Here is a 1,454-nt window from a genome sequence, read left to right as displayed (position 1 = left end):
GGCAGTGTGATCCACCCGGCCCCTTGGACGCCAGGGCGGCCTTGCCTTCGGCCTTCCACGTCCGCCGCCACGCACACGCCGATTTCCGGGTCACCTCCAGCCATCGAGCCACCTGCGGCGCGGTCATTCCCGCGGCGAACATGTCCGCCGCCCGAAAGCGCAGCTGTTCACGCTGTACCCGAGCCCGAGCCGACAGTCCCCCTCTGTCTGGATACCTCATACCTCCGGTCTAAAACTGACAGACATCGTTGACACCCGGGTCTCCGGATACTACGGAGACCATCATGTCCCCGAACCCCCCACTGGACCGTGAGGCCAAGCGGCGCCTGGCCGTCATCCGCCACGCCGAAGAGGTCTCGGGCAACGTCGCGCTGACGTGCCGCTACTACGGGATCAGCCGACAGGCCTACTACATCTGGTACCGCCGCTACCAAGCCGAGGGCGTCGAGGGCCTGCGCACCCGCTCCAAGCGGCCCAAGACCAGCCCGAACGCCACCCAGGTCGAAGTCGTCGAGAAGATCGTCCACCTACGGAAGAACTACCACTTCGGCCCCGAGAAGATCGCCATGTACCTGGCCCGGTACCACGACATCACCATCAGCCGCTCCGGCGTCTGGCGGATCCTCAAACGCCTGGACATGGGCCGTCTCCCGGCCTCCCAGCGCTACAAGCGCCACGACAAGCGCTGGAAGCGCTACGAGAAGCAGCTGCCCGGCCACCGCGTCCAGATCGACGTGAAGTTCATCGACCCCATCGCCGGCGTCACCGGACGTAAGGGCGGCCGCAACAAGTACTACCAGTTCACCGCGATCGACGACTGCACCCGGCTGCGGGTACTGCGCATCTACCCCCAGCTCAACCAGAAGACCGCCATCCAGTTCCTCGACTACGTCCTGCAGCGCCTGCCCTTCCAGGTGCAGGTTGTCCAGACCGACAACGGCGCGGAGTTCCAGACGACCTTCCACTGGCACGTGCTGGACAAGGGCATCGCCCACACCTACATCAAACCGCGGACCCCTCGCCTGAACGGCAAGGTCGAGCGCTCACACCGCATCGACGCCGAAGAGTTCTACCGGATGCTGGAGGGCGTCGTCATCGACGACGCCGAGGTGTTCAACGACAAGCTGCGCGAATGGGAGGACTACTACAACTACCATCGACCTCATGGCGGCCTCGGCGGCCAGACCCCCTACGAACGCCTTAAGCAGAAGACTCAGACCCAGGCGTAAACGATCACTGTCAGTCGCACATCGAGTGAGTGTCCGTCAGCCGTTCCGAGCTGCGGGTGTTGCGCCGGACCAGACTCGTTCGAAGCTGTCGAGGTAGGTGGCTGCGGTGCTGTCGGGCTCGTTGCCGGTGACCTAGTGCTGTGACCGGAAACGATCACCGGGTTGGCGTGTAGAGCACTGCTGCCAGTTGGATGGTGCCGATCACGTTCGATCAGCGCTCGGGAG

2 protein-coding genes are annotated in these 1,454 nt (G+C 64.3%); one reads left to right on the top strand and one right to left on the bottom strand.

What is annotated here, in order from left to right; translation table 11 throughout:
* Positions 1 to 220: helix-turn-helix domain-containing protein (locus tag AB0395_RS48405; protein ID WP_366295148.1), on the bottom strand; the 220-nt coding region annotated here is incomplete at its 3' end.
* Positions 221 to 284: 64 nt separating this feature from the next.
* Here AB0395_RS48405 and AB0395_RS48400 point away from each other — a divergent pair.
* On the top strand, positions 285 to 1,229 hold the full coding sequence (locus AB0395_RS48400; protein ID WP_366295146.1) for an IS481 family transposase: 945 nt from the start codon (positions 285 to 287) through the stop codon (positions 1,227 to 1,229).
* Positions 1,230 to 1,454 lie beyond the last annotated feature (225 nt).

This window comes from Streptosporangium sp. NPDC051023, assembly GCF_040689595.1.
GTDB lineage: Bacteria > Actinomycetota > Actinomycetes > Streptosporangiales > Streptosporangiaceae > Streptosporangium.
This window is presented reverse-complemented; position numbering and strand designations above follow the sequence as displayed.

Excerpts from the sequence above, each read along its gene's own strand:
- AB0395_RS48400 (WP_366295146.1), top strand. The coding sequence starts at position 285 with ATGTCCCCGAACCCCCCACTGGACCGTGAGGCCAAGCGGCGCCTGGCC.